This window comes from Rhodococcus sp. RS1C4, from assembly GCF_002258225.1.
Classification (GTDB): Bacteria; Actinomycetota; Actinomycetes; order Mycobacteriales; family Mycobacteriaceae; genus Rhodococcoides; species Rhodococcoides fascians_E.
The window spans coordinates 129,322-149,245 of record NZ_NOXZ01000023.1 but is presented as its reverse complement, the minus strand read 5'-3'; the positions used below and the strand labels follow the sequence as shown (position 1 = coordinate 149,245).

General features: G+C 65.3%; 19 protein-coding genes. 15 read left to right on the top strand and 4 right to left on the bottom strand.

The genetic code is table 11. The features are described from left to right. The first annotated feature begins 60 nt into the window (after positions 1 to 60). Positions 61 to 807 (top strand): TetR/AcrR family transcriptional regulator, encoded by a 747-nt coding sequence (locus CH289_RS11470; RefSeq protein WP_094727932.1) that lies wholly within the window; start codon positions 61 to 63, stop codon positions 805 to 807. 7 nt (positions 808 to 814) lie between these two features. Here CH289_RS11470 and CH289_RS11465 read toward each other — a convergent pair whose 3' ends face one another. After that, positions 815 to 1,471 carry a GntR family transcriptional regulator gene (locus CH289_RS11465; RefSeq protein WP_019662901.1) on the bottom strand — a complete coding sequence of 219 codons (657 nt, stop codon included), beginning with the start codon at positions 1,469 to 1,471 and terminating at the stop codon, positions 815 to 817. Beyond that, the gene (locus CH289_RS11460) at positions 1,468 to 2,643 is read right to left on the bottom strand and encodes an acyl-CoA dehydrogenase family protein (protein ID WP_026347391.1); all 1,176 of its coding nucleotides are present in this window, start codon (positions 2,641 to 2,643) and stop codon (positions 1,468 to 1,470) included. The genes CH289_RS11465 and CH289_RS11460 overlap by 4 nt, the downstream gene beginning before the upstream one ends. A 133-nt stretch (positions 2,644 to 2,776) precedes the next feature. Between CH289_RS11460 and CH289_RS11455 the strand changes: the two genes are divergently transcribed. Beyond that, positions 2,777 to 4,273, top strand: coding sequence for an aldehyde dehydrogenase family protein (locus tag CH289_RS11455; protein ID WP_019662899.1), 1,497 nt, complete (start codon positions 2,777 to 2,779; stop codon positions 4,271 to 4,273). A 4-nt stretch (positions 4,274 to 4,277) separates the two neighbouring features. Continuing rightward, entirely contained in the window at positions 4,278 to 5,222 is a 945-nt protein-coding gene (locus CH289_RS11450; RefSeq protein ID WP_094727931.1) for an oxygenase MpaB family protein, read from the top strand. On the opposite strand, the gene CH289_RS11445 is transcribed toward CH289_RS11450, so the two are convergent. Beyond that, a complete protein-coding gene (locus tag CH289_RS11445) occupies positions 5,172 to 6,236 on the bottom strand; it encodes an alpha/beta fold hydrolase (protein WP_179276793.1) in 1,065 nt (354 codons plus the stop codon). The two genes, CH289_RS11450 and CH289_RS11445, sit on opposite strands and share 51 nt — an antisense overlap. 117 nt (positions 6,237 to 6,353) lie before the next feature. Here CH289_RS11445 and CH289_RS11440 point away from each other — a divergent pair, with 117 nt between their 5' ends. Beyond that, on the top strand, positions 6,354 to 7,289 hold the full coding sequence (locus tag CH289_RS11440) for a DUF808 domain-containing protein (RefSeq protein ID WP_033190080.1): 936 nt from the start codon (positions 6,354 to 6,356) through the stop codon (positions 7,287 to 7,289). Positions 7,290 to 7,292: 3 nt separating this feature from the next. Here the strand turns inward: CH289_RS11440 and CH289_RS11435 are convergent, their stop codons facing one another. Further along, positions 7,293 to 8,519 carry a TetR/AcrR family transcriptional regulator gene (locus CH289_RS11435; RefSeq protein ID WP_020111019.1) on the bottom strand — a complete coding sequence of 409 codons (1,227 nt, stop codon included), beginning with the start codon at positions 8,517 to 8,519 and terminating at the stop codon, positions 7,293 to 7,295. Positions 8,520 to 8,694: 175 nt separating this feature from the next. Here CH289_RS11435 and CH289_RS11430 point away from each other — a divergent pair, with 175 nt between their 5' ends. From CH289_RS11430 to CH289_RS11380, 11 genes are all read left to right on the top strand, one after another. Next, positions 8,695 to 9,483: an enoyl-CoA hydratase-related protein gene (locus CH289_RS11430; RefSeq protein WP_170947542.1), complete on the top strand. Its 789-nt coding sequence runs from the start codon at positions 8,695 to 8,697 to the stop codon at positions 9,481 to 9,483. 104 nt (positions 9,484 to 9,587) lie between these two features. Further along, on the top strand, positions 9,588 to 11,135 hold the full coding sequence (gene fadD5 / locus CH289_RS11425; protein ID WP_052083221.1) for a fatty-acid--CoA ligase FadD5: 1,548 nt from the start codon (positions 9,588 to 9,590) through the stop codon (positions 11,133 to 11,135). 3 nt (positions 11,136 to 11,138) lie between these two features. Continuing rightward, on the top strand, positions 11,139 to 11,948 hold the full coding sequence (locus CH289_RS11420; RefSeq protein ID WP_033190078.1) for an ABC transporter permease: 810 nt from the start codon (positions 11,139 to 11,141) through the stop codon (positions 11,946 to 11,948). Continuing rightward, complete coding sequence (locus CH289_RS11415; RefSeq protein ID WP_080732928.1) at positions 11,948 to 12,796, top strand: MlaE family ABC transporter permease; 849 nt, start codon at positions 11,948 to 11,950, stop codon at positions 12,794 to 12,796. The genes CH289_RS11420 and CH289_RS11415 overlap by 1 nt, the downstream gene beginning before the upstream one ends. Then, positions 12,793 to 13,923: an MCE family protein gene (locus CH289_RS11410; protein WP_094727929.1), complete on the top strand. Its 1,131-nt coding sequence runs from the start codon at positions 12,793 to 12,795 to the stop codon at positions 13,921 to 13,923. Before CH289_RS11415 ends, CH289_RS11410 begins: the two co-directional genes overlap by 4 nt. Then, the gene (locus CH289_RS11405; RefSeq protein WP_020111024.1) at positions 13,920 to 14,930 is read left to right on the top strand and encodes an MCE family protein; all 1,011 of its coding nucleotides are present in this window, start codon (positions 13,920 to 13,922) and stop codon (positions 14,928 to 14,930) included. The genes CH289_RS11410 and CH289_RS11405 overlap by 4 nt, the downstream gene beginning before the upstream one ends. Then, entirely contained in the window at positions 14,927 to 15,904 is a 978-nt protein-coding gene (locus tag CH289_RS11400) for an MCE family protein (RefSeq protein ID WP_019662888.1), read from the top strand. Before CH289_RS11405 ends, CH289_RS11400 begins: the two co-directional genes overlap by 4 nt. Continuing rightward, positions 15,901 to 16,995: an MCE family protein gene (locus tag CH289_RS11395; protein ID WP_094727928.1), complete on the top strand. Its 1,095-nt coding sequence runs from the start codon at positions 15,901 to 15,903 to the stop codon at positions 16,993 to 16,995. Before CH289_RS11400 ends, CH289_RS11395 begins: the two co-directional genes overlap by 4 nt. Next, positions 16,992 to 18,029: an MCE family protein gene (locus CH289_RS11390; protein WP_256977146.1), complete on the top strand. Its 1,038-nt coding sequence runs from the start codon at positions 16,992 to 16,994 to the stop codon at positions 18,027 to 18,029. The genes CH289_RS11395 and CH289_RS11390 overlap by 4 nt, the downstream gene beginning before the upstream one ends. Continuing rightward, positions 18,026 to 19,231, top strand: coding sequence for an MlaD family protein (locus CH289_RS11385; protein WP_094727926.1), 1,206 nt, complete (start codon positions 18,026 to 18,028; stop codon positions 19,229 to 19,231). Before CH289_RS11390 ends, CH289_RS11385 begins: the two co-directional genes overlap by 4 nt. Continuing rightward, positions 19,228 to 19,698 carry a hypothetical protein gene (locus tag CH289_RS11380; protein WP_033190071.1) on the top strand — a complete coding sequence of 157 codons (471 nt, stop codon included), beginning with the start codon at positions 19,228 to 19,230 and terminating at the stop codon, positions 19,696 to 19,698. Before CH289_RS11385 ends, CH289_RS11380 begins: the two co-directional genes overlap by 4 nt. Positions 19,699 to 19,924: the final 226 nt, after the last annotated feature.

Here is a 19,924-nt window from a genome sequence, read left to right as displayed (position 1 = left end):
GCATACGTGCGTGTGCAGATTACGCTAGGCGCGCTGCACGATCGGTGTCAAGATGTGTTCATGGCCGAATCACCGCGCACCTACGGCGGAGTCGACGGCTCGGCCAGGGTCGCCGAACGTCGCCGAGCCCTCGTCGAAGCGGGCCTCGACCTGCTCGGAACGACCGAACCGGAACTGACCGTGCGCGGCGTCTGCCGCCGAGCAGGCGTCGCCTCGCGCTACTTCTACGAGAGCTTCGGCGACAAGAACGACCTGATGGAAGCGGTGTACGACCACGTGATCGGCGAAATCACGACGACGACCCTGGCAGCCGTCGGCGCCGCACCCGACACCGAACACGACCGCGTCCACGCCGCAGTACACACGATCGTGCGTCTGGTCGCCGAGGACCCACGCCGAGGCCGACTGCTCTTCTCGGCGACCCTGAGCAACGACGTTCTCGCCGCCAAACGATCCGAGTCGACACAGATGTTCGCCGGACTGCTCGCCTCGCAGGCCAGCGAGTTCTACGCCACCGACACCATCGAACGCCTCGACCTCACGACCCACTTCGTCGTCGGCGGCTTCGCCCAGGTGTTGACCTCATGGCTGGGCGGCGAACTGATTCTCGACGAGAATGCCGTGGTCGACTGGTGCACGGACCTACTCCTCGCCGCCGCCCCTACCGGGTCCCGCCCCGGTCATTCCGCAGACTCCACTCCTGCCTGGTCTGGTCATTCCGCGGGCTCCACTCCTGCCCACTCTGGTCATTCCGCAGGCTCCACTCCTGCCCACTCTGGTCATTCCGCAGGCTCCACTCCTGCGTAAGCAGGCGTCACGGAAGACCGAGGTGCGCGACCAGGCGCTCCGCCCCGTCGGCGAACTGCCTGCGCATAAGCTCGCCGACGGTGTCGAAGTCGCATCGCGAGAAGGCCGCGATCAGAGCGTCGTGACTGCGGACCGATTGCTCGCCCCACGACGGATCCGAGGCGTAGAGCCTGGCCGGGGTATAACGGATTGCCCCGAAGAGGAACCACGCCAATTTCTTGCCGCCCGCCACCCGGTTGATGAAGCGGTGGAACTCGAATTCGCAGGTTTCGACGGCCTGTGCGTCGGCGCGCGCCACGGCGTCCCGCAGCCGGGCGTTGAGGCCGACGAGCCCTTCGATCTGCACGTCGGTGATGACTCGTGCTGCTCGTCTGGCGAGCTTGCTGGCGATGGTGCCTTGCAGCCAGAAGATGTCGTCGATGTCCTCGCGGCTGAGTTCGCCGACGCGGTAGCCGCGATTGGGCACTTGCTCGACGAGTCCCTCACCGCGCAGCGTCACGAGCGCTTCGCGGACAGGAGTAGCACTGACGCCGAGATCTGCTGCGGTGTCGTCGATGCGCACGAACGTGCCCGGCCCGAGCACTCCCGACATGATCTGCGCTCGCAGGCGTGCCGCAACCTCTTCCGACAGTTGCGGCCGCCGTCGCAGTACCGAGGCAGTCACAGCCCGTATGTCTTGCCGATGATGTCACGCTGAATTTCGTTGGTACCGCCGTAGATCGACGAGACGAGCGTGGTGCGGACGTGCTTCTCCATGTCGAATTCGGTGGCGTAGCCGTAGCCGCCCATCATCTGCATGCCTTCGAGTGCGACCTTCTTGGCAGTTTCGGTCAACTTCAGTTTCGCCATCGACGCTTCCCGCGGGAACAGCTTCGTCGGGTTCTCGTCGACGAGCCGGGCGACGTGGTACACCAGTAGCCGACCGCATTCGATCTCGGTCGCAAGGTCTGCCACGCGGTGACGCAGTGCTTGGAAGGTGCCGACGGGACGACCGAATTGCTTGCGTTGCGTGATGAATTCGAGGGTGTCGTCGAATGCGCGCTGCGCCGTCCCGAGCATCATCGCCGCCAAGATGAGGCGTTCGATGTTCAGGCCCGTCATCAGCTGCGCCCATCCTTGCCCTTCGACTCCGACCACCGAATCCTCGGGGAGCAGGCAATCGGTGAAATAGAGGTCGTTGACCTCCTTGCCACCCATCGTGCCGATTCCCACGATGTTGAGGCCGTCGATGTCGGCGGGCACATCGAACATCGTCAATCCCTCGTGCTTCCCTTCCCCGCGCTCCTGTCGGGTCGCTCCACCGGCTACGCTCCTGCCGGTTCGCGCAACCAACAGAATGCGATCCGCGAAGTGCGCGTTGGAGCACCAGGTCTTCTGGCCGTTGATGAGCCAGCCACCCTCGGTCTTCTCGGCCTTGCAGCTGAGGTTGCCGACGTCGGAGCCTGCTTCCGGTTCGGACATCGAGATCGAGTAACTCTTTCCCTCGACGATGCCGCCGAGCACCGTTTCCTTCTGCGACGCGGTGCCGAACTTCTCGTAGGCGGCGCCGGTGATCAGCGTCGGGCCGATGCCGCCGATCGGGGCCATGCCCTTGGCTGCCTGTTCGAGCAGAATGCACATGTCGACGACGCTGCCGTCGGCTCCGCCGTACTCCTCGGGAATCGTCGCGCCCAGCCATCCGAGTTCGGCCATCTTGTCGTACAGGCCTTGGTTGTGGGTGTGCTGTCCGTGCTCGGTCAACGCGTCGCGCTGCTCTCGAGTACCGGCTTCGCGAGCGCAGAACGCTGCGACCGCCGCGGCGAAGGATGCTTGTTCCTGGGTGAAGTCCGTACTCATGAAGTGCTCCAGACGGTAGAGGGCCGGGATGCGAAGGGTTGTCATCGACCGGACGCGGCGCATAGTGTGAGCTCCACAACAGTAAATCACATCAAATATATGTGATGCGATTTCGACAACGCGGAGGACAACCATGACGGACCAGGTCGTAGAGACGAAAGCCCGTACGTTCGACAGCCTCGACCCACGCACCGGTGACGTACTCGCTACCTATCCGATTGCCGGGGACGCCGAGGTGTCGGCCGCAGTCGATCGCGCACGGTCCGCCGCCAGGTGGTGGGACGTCCAGGGGTTCACCGGCCGCAAACGGTGGCTGCTCGAATTCAAGAGCGCCATCGCGCGTGACGCGAAATCTCTCGCCGACGTCATCGCCTCCGAGAGTGGCAAGCCCGACGAGGACGCGCTGCTCGAGGTCATGCTGGGCGTCGAACACATCGACTGGGCCGCCAGAAACGCCGAGAAGATCCTGAAACAACGCAAGGTGTCCTCCGGCTTGATCAGCCCCAACCAGCAGGCCTACGTCGGGTACCGGCCGTTCGGCGTCGTCGGCGTCATCGGGCCGTGGAACTACCCGCTCTACACCCCGATGGGATCCATCGCGTACTCGCTCGCTGCCGGCAACACCGTGGTGTTCAAGCCCAGCGAACTGACTCCGGGCGTCGGGGTCTGGCTGGCACAGAAGTGGGAGTCCATCGCTGCTGCTCATCCGGTGTTCCAGACGATCACCGGCGACGGCTCGACCGGAACTGCGCTGTGCACCGCCGGTGTGGACAAGATCGCGTTCACCGGGTCCACCGCGACCGCCAAGAAGGTCATGGCGACATGCGCCCAGTCCCTCACTCCGTTGGTCGCCGAGTGCGGAGGAAAGGACGCCATGCTCGTCGACGCCGACGCGAATCTCGATGCGGCAGTGGAGTTCGCGACCTTCGGCGCCATGGGCAACGCCGGCCAGACGTGCGCGGGCGTCGAGCGCATCTACGTCGCTGCACCGGTCTACGACGAGTTCTTGAGGAAGTTCGCCGCGTCGGCGAAGGCCCTGAAACCCGGCGGCGCGGGCACGTCCTCGTACGGCCCGATGACATTGGGCAAGCAGAGCGGCATCGTCCGATCCCAGATCGAGGACGCTCTCGCCAAGGGTGGCAGAGCCGTTCTGGGAGGCCTGGATTCGCTGCACGGCCCGTACATCGACCCGGTCATTCTCACCGACGTACCCGAGAACTCCACAGCGATCACCGAGGAGACGTTCGGCCCCACCGTCGTCGTGAACAAGGTTCGCGATCTCGACGAGGGCATCGAACGCGCCAACGCATCGTCCTACGGCCTCGGTGCATCGGTGTTCACCAAGGACAACGCAGCCGGACGACGTGCGGCGGAGAAGCTCGACTGTGGCGTCGTGACCGTCAACTCCGTCCTGGGCTTCGCCGGCATTCCAGCGCTGCCGTTCGGCGGAACCGGGGACTCCGGCTTCGGCCGCATCCACGGCGCCGACGGTCTCCGCGAGTTCAGTACCGTCAAATCCCTTGCCGTGCAAAAGTTCGCCGCGCCGCTCAATCTACTGACGATGCGAAGAAAAGCGCGCGATCTCAAGATCTCCGCACTGGTGCTCAAGCTTCGCCACGGCAGAGGCTGACGCCATGACGACGACGAAGGAACTCACTCCGAAACGCGGCCGCTACGGCTGGCTGAAGCGGATCGAGGAACTCGACCCCGTTGCGGACTGCCACACCATTCACCGCATCACTGCCGGATACGAGTTCCCGTGGGACTACCAACGCACCCTCGAATTCGCTCTGTTCCGAACCTATTGCGTTCCCACCATCTCCGAGTTGCTGGAGAAGACCGGCGAGTTCCGTGACCGGCCGCAACGGCGGTACGACGACACTGCGCTGCTGATGGGCGAGATGGTCGAGCACGGTTACGATTCCGAGCGCGGCCGCGAAGCGCTACGCATGGTCAACCGGATGCATTCGCAGTACGCCATCTCGAACGACGACATGCTCTACGTGCTGACGACCTTCATCTACGAACCGATCGAGTGGATCGACACCTTCGGGTGGCGCAGACTGCATCCCTCGGAGCGCCTGGCGACGTTCCACTTCTACCGCCAGGTCGGAATCCGCATGGGCATCAAGGACATTCCAGAGTCCTACACCGAGCTCGCCCGGTTCAAACTGGACTACGAGGACCGCACGTTCCGGTACACCGAGGACAACCACAAAGTCGGCACGTACACGCTCGACCTGTTCTGCTCCTGGTTCCCGACGCCTCTGCGCCCCGCCGTCGCGCAGGGTGTGTTCGCTCTTCTCGACGAGAAGATGGCCCACGCGTTCGGCTTCCCCGCAGGCTCCCCCACTGTTCGACGCCTTGCTGTGGCGGGCCTACGAACGAAGGCGCGGGCCGAGAGATTTCTCCCGACCCGCAAGTCCTCGCGCAGTACCACCGACCCGCACAACAAGACGTACCCGGGGTATCCGAACAACTACCGGCCGAGCGATCTCGGTGCGCTCGGTTGTCCGTACCCAGGTGCGTCAGGACAGAGCGCTGTCCGCCCACGCGTCGAGAGCGCCGCGAAACTCTGACGACTGGGGCAGCGGGGCGTAGATGTCCAAGCCGGTCGCCGGCAGCGGGCCGAGTTCGCTCAGCATGTGCGACGAGTTGACGAAGCGCGAGTACTGCAGGTCGCGTCCGGCGAGTGCGTCGGCGACGCGGTCGGTCTGTCCGCAGGAGACGTTGAGGTCTTTCTCCGAGCAGATCAGCAGCACGTCGGTGTCGGCGGGAAGTGCGGCTGCGAGAACGGCGGGGTCCAGCGCGTCTGCTTCGGAGAAGAACTTCGCGCCCGAGTCGCTGAGTCCTACGGACGCTAGGATTTCGTCGTCGGGGTATGGAACCGGGCGTCCGTTGCGGATGGCGTCGATGGTCTCGTCGACTCGGCCTCGCTCGGCGTCGGCTTCTTCCGGTGTCATTTCACCCGAGGCGACGACGTTGTCCAGGACGCGGTCGAGCTGAGCGTGGAGCAGGTCGAGGTAGCGGATGGCCAACGGTGCCAGCAGTCCGAGGTTGCCGATCTCGACGCCGCGGTCCGCAAGGGCCAGTGCAGTCAGCCCGCCTTCACTGTGTCCGAGCACGGAGAACTTCTCGCCGCTGATGCCGGTGGCGTCGGAGAGCGCTGCGGCCGCAGCCTCGGCTGTGTCGATCTGCTGCGTGAATCCGAGCGGAACGGACGTGTCGATTCCCTCGGTGCCGGTGCGGCCCGTTCCGATCTTGTCGAAACGCAGCGTCGTGATGCCCTTGGCTGCGAGGGCGTCGGCGACGTAGGCGATGGTGTTCGGGGTGATGTTGCCTTCGGGCGAATTGCCGTTGCGATCGATCGGTCCGCTGCCCGGCAGGAGGAGCGCAGCGCCGCGTACCTCACCGATCGCGGGCCGCAGGCTGCCGTAGTAGGTGACACCGTCGGACACGAATTCGAGCTCGCTGTCGACAGATGCGTCCGGGGACCACGGGGTGTTGATGGGAGCGGCGTGAGCGGTGGCCGCCCCCGCCAGCATCAACACGGAGGCGGACAGACCGGCAACGAGCTTTCGAGTCGACGACATGTGACGCATGCTAACAACTTTGCTTGACCAAAGCATTACCTGTGCAGGCGGTATCGTTCTCGAGTGGGCTGCCTGCGGTGATGCCGCAGTTCGGACGATTCGAAGTGGAGGCCAGTGATGGCGGGTGGACTTGTTGCCCTGTTGGACGATGTGGCCGCACTCGCGCGCCTGGCCGCGGCCTCCATCGACGATGTGGGAGCGGCAACCGGACGTGCGACGGCCAAGGCTGCGGGTGTCGTGATCGACGACGCCGCGGTGACGCCTCAGTACGTCCGCGGCCTCGCTGCCGAGCGTGAGCTTCCGATCATCAAACGCATCGCGATCGGTTCGCTGCGCAACAAACTGCTGATCATTCTTCCGATCGCGTTGCTGCTGAGCCAATTCCTGCCGTGGCTGCTGACACCGATTCTGATGCTGGGTGGTTGCTACCTCGCCTACGAAGCTGCGCACAAGATCTGGGGCGCCGTCTTCGGCCACGGTGACCACCACGACGAGGCCGCCGACGAGCCGAAGGACGAGGACTCCGTCGTTTCCGGCGCCGTCCGCACCGACCTCATTCTCTCCGCCGAGATCATGGTCATCGCGCTCGACACGATTGCTGCCGAAGGCTTCTGGAGCAGGCTGATCATCCTCGCCGTCGTGGCCGTCGTCATCACGGTGATCGTCTACGGCGTCGTCGGTTTGATCGTGAAGATGGACGACATCGGGTTGCGCCTTGCGGACAAGTCGACGGGATTCGTCGAGAAGTTCGGCCGTGGGCTCGTCAAGGCGATGCCGAAGGTCATGTCGTTTCTCGGCATCGTCGGCACCGCGGCGATGCTGTGGGTCGGTGGCCACATCCTCCTCGTCGGCATCGACGAGCTCGGCTTCCATCCCCTCTACGAACTCGTCCACCACGGCGAGGAAGCGGTGCACGACATCGCCGGGATCGGACCGATCCTCGCGTGGATCGTCAACACCCTCGCGTCGGCGTTGCTCGGCCTGATCGTCGGCGTTATCGTCGTACTCGCACAGTTGGGCGTGAAGTCCGCGCTGGCGCGGCGCAAGAACTGAGCTTCAGTTCAGAAGAACCGAGGTCATGACCGCGGTCACCCGCGTGACCGTGGTGTCGGACCGATCGAACCGCACGGCGCGGCCGACGTCGAAGACGATTCCGAGTGCGGCGTGCACCAGGAATCGTGACGTCACCACCGACAGCTCGGGCCGCGCATCACGCAGAAGCCGGGCCCACTGTTCGATGTTCTGCCGCTGTACGTTCCGAAGTCCGGACCGTTGGTCGGCCGGGAGATTGCCGATCTCCGCGAAGTAGACGGCCACGAGCTCGCTCTGACGGAACGTCAGCTCGGTGTAGAGCCGGCACAGTGTCGCGATAGCGGCCTCCGGTTCCGTCGATACCGCAAGCGCCTCGTCCAGTGTCGCGATCAGTCTTTCGTTCGCGCGGTGGAATGCCGCGGCCAACAGGTCGGCCTTGCTCGAGAAATGACGGTAGACGCTCGACGCATTGATGCCGGCTGCTGCGCCGATGTCTTCGATACTGACGTCGTGATAACCGCGCTGATAGAACAGTTGCATCGATTCCCGCAGCAGCACTTCGCGTTTGGAATCTCCTCCGTCGCCGCCTCGGCGCTCCGCACCCGACTCGTCCGTCGAGAGCTTCGGTAGATCCGTCCTCAGTACCGACCACGCGGCCTGGAGGACGGTGACCTCGATCTGCTTGGCGGACAGTGCGGTTCGGTGCGCAGTCATGCTCGCCACCACACTGATCGCACCGGTGGCCAGCAGCGCGGCGTCGGCTTCCGTCAACGCCGGACGCACCCGACGGAGCGGCTCGGCCACGCGCCCGTGCAGGGTGTACAGCTTGTCCCGCAGCGACGTCTTGTCCTCGCCGATCAGGTACCGACCCTCCCAGCGATACAGACCACCGGTCCGGCGGTTGTCGATGGTGGTACGGATGATCGCGGTGATCATGGCCTCGACACGCGCTTCCGGATCGTCCTCGGTGACCACCGCGGGATCCGTCGCGGCCAGCAGTTGATCCGCCAGCCGCATGACGGTGTGCACGAACAGTGCGTACTTCGTCGGAAAATGACGATAGAGCGCCGGGCCGGAGATGCCGACCGTCGCAGCGATGTCGTCGATGCCGACCGGATGGTAGCCACGTTCGCTGAACGCTTCGGCCGCAGCCGTGAGAATCTGCGCCTTCCGATTTCGAGGACGACGACGTTTCACCGTCACTTCCGCTTCCGTCACCACACCTCCATCCGTCACCGCGCCACCGCACATGAAGCTGCTCGAGAGCAGCAGAAACCATGATAGCGCGTGACCGTCGCCGGCCCGTCGGTTCAGGAATTTTCCACGACCCTTGACAGACATTCGATTTGAGGAGTTAAGTTAGCGGCAATTCGCATGCACCCCTCCTGCATCCGCCCCACGTCCTGACACCCGGCTGGAGCTCTCGATGACCCACGGTTTGCACAGAACCGAAGACGACGGCGTACTCACGCTGGAAATCGATCGACCCGAAAGAATGAACGCGCTCGACGGCGCCACCACGACCGCACTGATCGACGCACTCACCGCACTCGGGCCGAGCGTTCGGGTCGTCGTGATCACCGGGCGCGGACCTGCGTTCAGCACCGGAGCAGACATCGTCGAACTTTCCCGCGCCCAGCCGAGAAGCGACGCCGAAGCACGCCTGCAGGCAGACCACACGATGGACGTCGCATCCTCCTTGATCAGGGCCGTCATAGACGCACCCGTTCCGGTGATTGCACAGGTCAGCGGCATCGCCGCGGGTATCGGGGTGTCTCTGGCACTGGCCGCCGACCTCGTCTACGCCGCCGAGGACGCCACGTTTCTTCTGGCCTTCACGGGCGTCGGGCTGATGCCCGACGGTGGGGCGAGCTTGCTCGTCCCGGCAGCGATAGGACGCGCCCGAGCCACCGCGATGGCACTGCTCGGTGAGCCGATGACCGCGCGCGACGCCGCCGCGTCGGGTCTGATCACCCAGGCGCTTCCGGCGGACGAGCTCGCCGACACGGTCGCATCGGTCGCGCGCCGACTGGCACACGGACCGGCCCGCGCCCTGCAGCTGACCAAGCACGCACTGACGGCATCGACGCTTGCACTTCTGGGCGATGCGTTGGCGCGCGAGAGGGAAGGGCAGATCGAACTGCTGACTGCGCCGGAATTTCGCAATCGAGTAGGCGCACTACTCGGCGACAGAGGCGAATCACGGCAAACTTAGACAGCACATGACATGCAGAAACAAACGTCTCGATTTGCCCTCGGGTAAGCCCGACCTTCGGTACGCTCACTGCACATCCCGCCTTCGACGAAAGAGGAAGAGCGATGTCCGCTCCCTTGAACGAACCCCATCGTTCGATTCGAAACAATTGGAACAACCAGGTTCGTCGGCATGCGCTGATGCAGCCCGACGCCACTGCCCTGCGCTTCCAGGGCGCCACCATCACCTGGGCCCAGCTCGACAGCCGGGTCGGCAGGTTCGCCGGCGTCCTGAGCCGACGAGGGGTCGGCTCAGGAGACCGTGTGCTGATCCTGATGCTCAATCGGCCCGAGTACCTGGAAGCCGTGCTCGCGATCAACGCACTCGGCGCACTGGCCGTCCCCGTGAACTTCCGCATGACTCCGCCCGAGGTCGCCTACCTCGCGCAGAACAGCGGTTCCCACCTGTTGATCACCGACGAGACACTGTCCCCCTTGGCCGATGCAGTTGCAGCACAGGTCGATTCACTGGGCGACATCATCGTCGTCGGCGACGCCTACGAAGAACTGCTCGCCGACGCGCAGCCTGCACCACCTGTCGACGTGCGCGACGATGCACCCGCGCTGATCATGTACACCTCGGGAACCACCGGTAGACCCAAAGGCGCTGTGCTGACACACTCCAACATGCAGGCCCAGTCGCTGACCTGTATTCGAGCACTGCAGATGCACGGTGTCGACGAGGTCGGTTTCTGCGCATCGCCGATGTTCCACATCGCCGCTCTCGGCAGCCTCGCACCGAGTCTGCAACTGGGCATACCGACGGTGATCTACCCCGTCGGTGCATTCGACCCCTCGACCCTTCTCGACGTCCTCGCCGAAGAAGGCGTCACCACCCTGTTCCTCGTGCCCGTGCAGTGGCAGGCCATGTGCGCCGAGCAGACACGCAAGCCGAGAGATCTGAGCCTTCGCGTCATCTCGTGGGGCGCGGCACCGGCGTCGGACACGATCTTGAAAGCCATGGCCGAGACGTTCCCGAACGCCCTGAACGTGGCAGTGTTCGGCCAGACCGAGATGTCGCCCATCACCTGCGTGCTCGACGGCAAGGACGCGCTACGCAAACTGGGCTCGGTCGGACGCGTCGTACCCACCGTGTCGGCGCGGATCGTCGACGACGAGATGAACGACGTACCGACCGGACAGATCGGCGAAATCGTCTACCGCGGACCCACTCTCATGCAGGAGTACTGGCAGAACCCCGACGCCACCGCCGACGCTTTCCACGGCGGCTGGTTCCACTCCGGTGACCTGGTCAGGCAGGACGACGAAGGATTCGTGTTCGTCGTGGACCGCAAGAAGGACATGATCATCTCCGGCGGTGAGAACATCTACTGCGCCGAGGTGGAAAACGTCCTCTACGGGCATCCGCGCATTCTCGAGGCGGCTGTCATCGGACGCCCGGACGGAAAGTGGGGCGAAGTCCCGGTTGCCGTGGTCGCCCTGAGCGACTCCGACGACCTCACGTTGGCCGAGTTGACCTCGTGGCTCGGGGATCACCTGGCGAGGTACAAGCACCCCAAGGAACTCGTCGTCGTCGATTCACTCCCCCGCAACGCCAGTGGCAAGGTCGTCAAAGTTGCACTGCGCACGTCCTATTCACCGACACCCGCGTAACCGGTGACTGTCGACCCCGCGGCGAAAGCGTCGCCGACGCGCGACCTCGCGAATCAGGTCGGCGGTCTGATCGCGTTCTCGGTCACCGCGGCGACCCGCACGGTCACCACGATCGCACAACGGAGGCTCTCCCTCACGGAGACGGTCACCCAGGCCTTGTTCGTCGCCCGGGTGTGCACGATCCCCGCGCTGTTGCTGATGCTTCCCATCGGAGTGTTGATCGCGGTGTCCGTCGGGTCGCTGGCCGGAAGACTGGGCGCGGGAGCGTATTCGGGCGCAGTCGTCGCCTTCGTCGTCGTCGGCCAGGCCGCCGCACTCGTCTGCGCATTGATGTTGGCGGGGGTCGCCGGGTCCGCGATCTGCGCCGACCTCGGCTCGCGCACCATCCGCGAGGAGATCGCCGCCATGGAGGTGATGGGGCTCGACGTGATCGCCAGGCTCGTCGTGCCCCGGTTGATCGCCTCGATGTTCGTCGCACTCGCCGTGTGCGGAATGGTCACCGTGGTCGGGGTGGGAGCCTGCTTTTTCTACCAGGTCTTCGTCGCCGACCAATCCGCAGGTGCATTCCTCGCCACGTTCAGCGAATACGGCCGGGTGTCCGATTTCGCGATGGCGATGGTCAAGTCCGTGTGCTTTGCGATCACGTCGACTCTCATCGCGTCGTACAAGGGCCTGAACGCCAAGGGCGGACCGAGCGGGGTCGCCGACGCCGTCAACGAAGCCGTCGTCCTGGCCTTCGTCATGGTGTTCGTCGTGAACACGGTTCTGTCGCAACTGTATGCAGTGATCGTTCCCGCGGTGGGGACCTACTGATGAACTACGACAGTTTCGTTCGGCTGAGGCGACGCGGCCGGGGTGTCACGAACGTCTTCGCCGAACTCGGCCGTCACGTGACGTTCTACGCCGAAACCGTCGCATCCGTGCCGTACACCCTTCGCCGCTACCCCAAGCACGTGGCACAGCACGTCGGCGAGGTCAGCTTCGGCTACGCGTCACTGCTCGCCGGCGGCGGAACCATCGGCATCGTGTTCGCGATGTCCGCCGTCGCCGCGATGATGGTCGGCGTCGAAACCTATCGAGGGTTGGACCTGATCGGCCTCACATCGCTGTCCGGCTTGCTCTCCGCCATCGCCAACACCCGCGAACTCGCACCCGTCATCGCCAGCATCGCCCTCGCCGCCAAGGTAGGGACCGGGTTCACCGCCCAACTCGGCGCGATGCGGATCTCCGACGAGGTGGACGCGCTGGACTCCATGTCGGTGCGCCCCATACCGTTTCTGGCGACGACTCGGGTGATCGCAGCAGTGATCTGCATCGTGCCGATCTACATGGTCGGACTCATCGCGACGTTCGTCGCGACGCGTCTCGTCGTCGTCACCTTCGGGGGCAGTTCGGCCGGGACCTACGACTACTACTTCCACCTCGCACTGTCCCCCGGCGACCTCGTCTACTCGGTCGTCAAGGCCGTCGTGTTCGCGATCATCGTCGCACTCGTGCACTGCTCCTACGGTTTTCACGCATCCGGTGGCCCCGAGGGCGTCGGACGGGCGGCCGGGCGCGCGCTTCGTACGTCGATCCTCGCGATCGGTATCACCGACGTGTTCCTCACCTTCGTTCTCTGGGGCGTCGTCCCCTCCGTCCCCGGGCTCGGTGTGTCGTGACACCACGTGTACTCGGCCCGAGCCGGACAGCGCTCGCCCTGCGCGGACTGGCCACGCCCGCAGCCCTCGTGGTCGCAGCCGTCGCCGCTGTGGCGTACGGGAACGGCGCGTTCGAACGTGCCCCCGAGGTGTACGCGGAGATCCCGTCGTCCGCGGGCCTACTGATCGGTGAAATCGGCGTCCAGTACCACGGAGTGCAGGTCGGAAAAGTCGTGGACATCGACAGCGGCGTCGATCGATCCCGCGTCACCATGCGCCTCGACACCGAGGTCCCCGCGTCGGCGCTCGTGCGCGTCGTACCGCGGACGTTGTTCGGCGACGTCTACCTACGCCTCGTCGACCATGACGGGGCAGGCTCCGAACCTCTGCGTGCGGGCGACGAACTCGCGATGGACACCGGGCAGGACGCCGTGCAACTGAGCGAGGTCTATCGACAGGTCACCGACCTGCTGGACAGCTTGAAACCGGCCGAGACACAGGCCGCGTTGACGGCGATCAGCACCGCCCTGCGCGGCCGAGGTGAACAACTCGGCGCCACGATCGAGCGGCTCGCATCACTGTCGACGACGCTCGAACCGTCCATCCACGCCGTCCTCGACAGCACCCCGCAGACCCTGCAGGTGGCCGATGCAGCCGCTGCGGCAACACCGGACGTCCTGGCGACCATCGAGGCAGCGACCAGCCTGTCGCAGACGATGCTGGACCACTCGACCGGGGTCGAAGCGTTGCTGACGACGGCCGCGCGACTCGGCGGCGCCGCAGTGACCGTCGCCGACGAGAACCTGCCCGGCGCCATCACCGTCGTTCGTCGCGGCTCGCCCGTACTGGGCACGGTGTCCGAGAACTCATCCGGCCTGGCGTCGACACTCGATCAGTTCGCGCCGTTCGGGGCAGCGGGAGCGCGGATCTTCGCGACCGGTCGCTTCGACATCACCGCCGTCCCGGACTTCTCGTCGCCGCTGCCCTACACCGCGGCGGACTGCCCCCGCTACCCCGGGCTGAACGGGCCGAACTGTGCACTTGCCGAGGTTCAGGACAGCGCGAGCGGGACATCGGAACCGTTGAACCCGGCCAGCACCATGCTGCTCGCTCCCCTTCTCCGCGGAACGGAGGTGACCATCAGATGACGTCGCTGGCACGTCCGATGTTCGCACTCGCTGCGTTCGCGGTGGCAGGGTTACTGTCCGCCGTAGTTGTCGTCGACACCCTCAGTGTGCCGGTGAGCGGTGAGACGAGGAGTCACACTGCAGAATTCACCGGTGTCGAAGGGCTCCGCACCGGCAACGACGTCACGCTCGCAGGTGTACGGATCGGCAAGGTCGACGACGTGCGCTACGAAGCCGACGGCGCCAGAACCATCGCCGTGGTGGATTTCGACGTGCAGACCTCCGTGCCGATTCCCGGAAACGTCACGGCAGCAATCAGATACGGCGACATGCTCGGTGCACGCTATCTTGCGCTCGTGCCACCCGAAGACCCCGCCGGCACCCTCGACTCCACGATTCCCCTGGACCGCACGTCGCCACCCGTCGACCTGACGGCCCTGGTCAACGGCTTCAAACCACTGTTCGACGCCATCGAGCCCAGTCAGGTCAACGCGCTCGCGCGGTCCATCACCGACGCATTCCAAGGCGAAGCCGGCACCGTCGACTCACTGCTGCGTCACGTCGCCGGCGTGACTCGGGGACTCGCGAACAACGACCAGATCTTCAGCGACCTGATCGCCGACCTCGACGCGGTACTGCAGACCATGAACAGCCACGACGCCGACATCACCCGCCTGATCACCGGATTGACCGATATGAGCCGGGTCGTCGCCGACCGTAACGACTCCCTCATCACTCTTCTCGACGACGGATCGACCGCTGTGGCGGCACTGGCCGAACTGGCGACCGACGCGTCGGCGCCACTCGACGGCACCGTCGCCGATCTCCGTGCGACGACCCGATCGTGGATACCCAACACCGAGCAGTTCGATCGCACGATGACGTTGCTGCCCGAGCTGGCGAGCTCCATCAACAGCATCGGCGACTACGGCGGCTGGCTGAACCTCTACACCTGCAACTTCACCCTGAAGGCGGGCGACGCCGAGACGAACATCTTCGGCGACGCGCACACGGAGATCTGCCGATGAACACCACCAGACTCGGCATCGTCGGAATTCTCGCCGTGACAGTCCTGCTCGCGTCCGCCCTCCTGATTCCACAGGGCTGGTATCTGATTCGAACTGCGCCGTACACAGCACAATTCGCGCACGCGGGCGGACTCACCGAAGCCGACCCCGTGTTCCTCGCCGGCGTGCCGGCCGGACGCGTCGACAGCGTCGAACTGGCCGGAGATCACGTCGACGTCCACTTCCGACTCGACCGCGACCAGCCGCTCGGCGACCGCACCCATGCTGCCGTCAAACTCCGCACGATCCTGGGGAAGCGATACCTCGAGATCGTTCCCGACGGAAGCGGACCCGTCGGCGACGATCGAACGATCCCGACGGAACGGACGTCGGTTCCCTACTCTCTCGACGACATCGGAACCGAAGTACGCACGGTCGCCGAAGAACTCGACGTATCCGCGCTCGAGTCCATGGTCACCACCCTGCGCGAGACCGTGCCGGAGGACTCGTCCGTGATGTCCGATGCTCTCACCGGTATCAGTGCGGCGTCGGAGGTCCTGGCCCGCAACGACGACAAGATAGCGAGCCTGCTCGACGTCGCGCAGTCGCTGACGTCGACCGTCGCCGCAGAAAGCCAGTCGATGACGACACTCCTCGGGAACGCACAGCTCGTGCTGTCCACGTTGTCGGATCGCCGAACCGCACTCGGCCGCTTGGTAACCGACCTCCGAACGCTGATCGGCACCGCGTCGGCGTTCCTCGACGACAATGCCGACGAACTCGACCGTCTCCTGGTCGACATGACGTCGGTGACCGACACCCTCGAACGGAACGGACAGAACATCGACACGCTCCTGACGACACTTCCTCCCGCCTTGCGCGCCGTCACCGACGCCACGGGTAACGGCAACTGGGTCGATGTCTCCGCCCCCGCGGGACCGATTCCGGACAACCTCCTCTGCTCCCTCGGAGTTCAACAGGGCTGCACCCGATGAACACCCGCGCCGCGAGAGCCGCGCTCGCCCTCGCCACCGTCGCAGTGACCGCAAGCGCGTGGTTCGTGTTCCACGGAAGCGGCGACAACACCACCGTCACCGCGGATTTCGCGTACATCAACGGAATCTACCCGGGTAGCCCGGTCCAGGTCCTCGGAGTCCCGGTGGGGACCGTCGACGCCGTCGCTCCACAGGGCACCTCGGTCCGCGTGACCATGACGGTGGCGGGCGACGTCGACATCCCCGCGGACGCACAGGCATTCGTCATGAACCCGTCGGTCGTCAGCGACCGCTTCGTCGAACTCGGACCGGCATACCGCGGCGGACCCGTCCTCGGCGACGAGGTCATCGGAGTCGAACGCAGTCACTCCCCGATCAACTGGGACCAACTGCAGGACAGCCTCGACACCATCGCCACAGCGCTCGGACCCGACAGTGGTACCGGCGGAGAGGGCGCCGATGTCGGGGGCGCTCTGTCCGCCCTCGCCGACAGAACGGCCGGTCTCGGGCCGCAGATCAACGACGCCATAGGAGACATCTCGCGCGCAACCGCAGTCGTCGGAGGCAACAGTGAACAACTCGGTGCGCTGATCGAGAACCTCGACCGCTTGATCACCGCCGTCACGGCCCGTCAGGGCGCGGTGCAGTCGGTCACCGACTCGCTTGCGGATCTGGGGAACGAGATACAGCGTCAGGACCTCGAGATCGGGGAACCCATCGCCCAGCTGAGATCGATGTTCGACCATCTGGACCGACTGCTGGCAGACCGAGGGGACGACGTGCGGGCCGTGGTGCAGAATGCGGGCGCACTCACCGGGCAGTTCGCGGCGCGAGAAGCACAGTTCGCCGAATTCATAGACGTACTGCCGCTGATGATGCAGAACATCGGCAACACCATCGGCGAAGACCAGCGCGCCCGGATCCGGTTGAACATCTCGACCGATCTCGACCAGTTCGCCGCCGCGGTACCGCTGTGTCGCGAATACGCGTTGCCCATCTGCACCGGTGCAGGCATCACCAACCCGATCACCGTGCCGTTCGAGACGCCCGATCCGCTGGGCCTGCCGCAACTGTTGGGGGGACCACGATGAGACGTCCAGCGCTGGTATCCGCCTGTATGTTGTTGTCCGGCATGCTGTTGTCCGGCTGCGGTATCGGTCTGGGACAACTCCCCGTCGGCCGGTCGGCGGACGGTGACGACTACCACGTCACCGCACAATTTCCCCGTGCCGACCGGGTTCGGCTCGGCACCGAGGTCCGCGTCGGCCAGCAGCTGGTCGGGCGTGTCGACGACCTGTCCACCGATGGCGTCGTCGCAGCGGTGGGACTGAGCCTGTCCCAGTCCGTTCCGCTCCCGGCCGATGTCACGGCGTCACTGGAACTCGCCTCCGCCCTGGGTGAACCCTACGTACGGCTGACGATCCCGGGCGATGCCTCGACGAACAACGACACGCTGGCCGACGGCGACACGCTCGAGAACACCGAGATCGGGCCCGAGCTCGAGACGTCGCTCGCCACGCTGGGTCTGGTGTTGAACGGCAGCGGACTCGACCAACTTCGCACCATCGGCACCGAGCTGAACGCCGCGTTCGACGGCCGGGGTCCCGACATCCGTGCGCTCCTGGTCGGTGCCGACCGGATTCTGGCGAACGCCGCCGAGCACCAAGCCGAGTTCGACCGCGTCCTGGCCGCGGCACGCTCCGTCTCTGCGATGCTGGCGGACAACCGCGCTGCGATCGACGCCGGGCTGACCGTAGCCGCTCCCACGATGGAGCTCCTCGTCTCCCAACGCGACCACATCGCCTCGCTCGTCGACTCCACTGCGTCACTCGCAGCCTCCGCACAGAAGCTGTTCGCGGACAACCAGTCCCAGATCTCCGACGGCATCGACGATCTGGCCCACATCGTGCACTCGATCCAGAGCTTCAACGCGTCCGTGACTCCGGCACTGACCAACATGAACCAGTTCATCGCCGGATTCAACGGTGCGGTCCACGGCGACTACCTCGTCTTCGACGGCGCACTCGACCTCCCCGAGACCGTCGGAGAACTGACCACCGGGGGTCGCCTCGCGGACATCCCCGGGGCACTGGATCAACTGCTCGCCCCCGAGGCACCGCGATGAACAGGCCGGTCCGCATACAGCTGGTGTTGTTTGCCATCACCGCCGTCGTCGCACTCGTCGTCGGCAGCACCTACGCGCTCGGATCGCAATCGCTGCGCGGCTCGATCGACGTACACGCAACCATGGCCGACGCGTCGAACATCGGTGTCGGTACCGGTGTGACCTACCGAGGTGTCGCGGTCGGATCCGTCGCCGACGTCTCGGTCACCGCAGGCGGCGCCGAGGTGAGAATCGCCCTCGATCCCGATACCCGCGTTCCCGTCGGATCCACCGCATCCGTGACCAGCAACAGTGCCCTCGGAATCCAGACCCTCGACATCTCGCCGACCACCGAACGAGGCCCGTACCTCACCGACGGCGACAGCCTGGACGTTCCGCCCGAACTGGCACCCGTTCGACTCGACGAGTTGCTGGCCCGGATGGCGGCCCTCGCCGAATCCATCGATCCAGCCTCGATCACCACGATCGGCGAGACGTTCAGCGCCGCCGTGGGCGGCACCGGCACCCAACTGCAGCAACTACTCGACGACGCCGACACCCTCAGCCGGATGCTCGACGAGCACGCCCCCGCGCTGGCGAACATCGTCGACCGTTCGGTACCGATACTGGATACCCTCGCGTCCCGCTCGGACGCGCTGCCAGGAGCTGCGCGCGCCGCCGCCGACGTCACCCAACAACTGCTCGCGCAGGAACCGTCGTTGATCTACCTACTCGATCGATCACCCGACGCCCTGGCACGAACACAGCGACTGCTCGACGACACGCGCGGAACAGTAGGCGCATTGATGACCAACCTCGTCACCGTCACCGGAGTCCTCGCAGAACGCACCCCTGCACTGGACGCACTGCTGATCGCGATGCCCGAAACGCTCGGAAAACTGACATCCATCGTGCACGGCGACCGAGGCGACTTCACCCTCGTCGGTACCCAAGGCCCGGTCTGCTGGTACGACACACCACGCCGCGTCGTCGGCGACACCACACCGCGCGAGGCGAACCTGAACCTCTACTGCCCACCCGGCGACGACCTCGAGCAGCGCGGCGCCCAGAACGCGCCGAGACCGAACGACCTCGGACTGTCCGGGTCGACCGTCCCCGGCAGCGTCACCGGGCCCCCGATCGCCGAAAATCCCCTCCTCGTCCCGACCGGTGTGGAGGCACTGAACTACTGGAAGCAACTCCTGGAAGGAGTACGGAAATGACACTCCGCACACGCGTCGTCGCAGTCGTGATCGCCGCTCTCACAGTGGGTGTGGCCGTCCTCGGATACCTCCACCTGAACGACCGCGAGCAGAACGACCTCCGGTCCACGGCACTGGCGTCGGCGACGCAGTACACCGAAGAACTCGCAACGTACGACTTCGGCGATCCGGGCGCGAACCTCGACCGAGTGACCGCCGCATCGACCGAAGAATTCGCCGGCACCTACCGCGACGTCTCCACGAAACTGCAGGACCTCCTGACGACCGGACAGGGCACCGCGACCGGGCACGTCGTCGCCGCCGGAATCGTCGAACTGACCGACGATCGAGCCACCGTCGCGGTGTTCCTCGATCAGCAAGTACGGAACCTCGCGGCACCCGACGGCCGCACCGATTCGTCGCGCATGATCATCGAGCTCGAGCGGAGCGGAGACCGGTGGTTGCTGGCGTCTGCCGAGCCTCGCTGACACCCGTCGCGGGGGTGCTCGCCGCATGATCGCAGGCCGCCGGATCGGGCCCAACTGCTGGTCGGGGCACACCCCGAAACGCAAAGGACGTAGCCTGGCGGGGAAGGAACGGTGGCTCTCGTCGAATCACACGCGTGTTGGTTCGATAGATTGTCGGAGCCACCAGGCACGATGCAAGAGGGTCGAAGACCATGTCAACAAAGCGACGGGTCACCACAATCGAGGA

Coding starts and splice junctions, on each gene's coding strand:
- CH289_RS11460 (WP_026347391.1), bottom strand. CDS start 2,643: ATGAGTACGGACTTCACCCAGGAACAAGCATCCTTCGCCGCGGCGGTC.
- fadD5 (WP_052083221.1), top strand. CDS start 9,588: ATGTCCGCTCCCTTGAACGAACCCCATCGTTCGATTCGAAACAATTGG.
- CH289_RS11450 (WP_094727931.1), top strand. CDS start 4,278: ATGACGACGACGAAGGAACTCACTCCGAAACGCGGCCGCTACGGCTGG.
- CH289_RS11440 (WP_033190080.1), top strand. CDS start 6,354: ATGGCGGGTGGACTTGTTGCCCTGTTGGACGATGTGGCCGCACTCGCG.
- CH289_RS11390 (WP_256977146.1), top strand. CDS start 16,992: ATGAGACGTCCAGCGCTGGTATCCGCCTGTATGTTGTTGTCCGGCATG.
- CH289_RS11400 (WP_019662888.1), top strand. CDS start 14,927: ATGAACACCACCAGACTCGGCATCGTCGGAATTCTCGCCGTGACAGTC.
- CH289_RS11455 (WP_019662899.1), top strand. CDS start 2,777: ATGACGGACCAGGTCGTAGAGACGAAAGCCCGTACGTTCGACAGCCTC.
- CH289_RS11445 (WP_179276793.1), bottom strand. CDS start 6,236: ATGTCGTCGACTCGAAAGCTCGTTGCCGGTCTGTCCGCCTCCGTGTTG.
- CH289_RS11435 (WP_020111019.1), bottom strand. CDS start 8,519: ATGTGCGGTGGCGCGGTGACGGATGGAGGTGTGGTGACGGAAGCGGAA.
- CH289_RS11385 (WP_094727926.1), top strand. CDS start 18,026: ATGAACAGGCCGGTCCGCATACAGCTGGTGTTGTTTGCCATCACCGCC.
- CH289_RS11470 (WP_094727932.1), top strand. CDS start 61: ATGGCCGAATCACCGCGCACCTACGGCGGAGTCGACGGCTCGGCCAGG.
- CH289_RS11395 (WP_094727928.1), top strand. CDS start 15,901: ATGAACACCCGCGCCGCGAGAGCCGCGCTCGCCCTCGCCACCGTCGCA.
- CH289_RS11430 (WP_170947542.1), top strand. CDS start 8,695: ATGACCCACGGTTTGCACAGAACCGAAGACGACGGCGTACTCACGCTG.
- CH289_RS11415 (WP_080732928.1), top strand. CDS start 11,948: ATGAACTACGACAGTTTCGTTCGGCTGAGGCGACGCGGCCGGGGTGTC.
- CH289_RS11405 (WP_020111024.1), top strand. CDS start 13,920: ATGACGTCGCTGGCACGTCCGATGTTCGCACTCGCTGCGTTCGCGGTG.
- CH289_RS11380 (WP_033190071.1), top strand. CDS start 19,228: ATGACACTCCGCACACGCGTCGTCGCAGTCGTGATCGCCGCTCTCACA.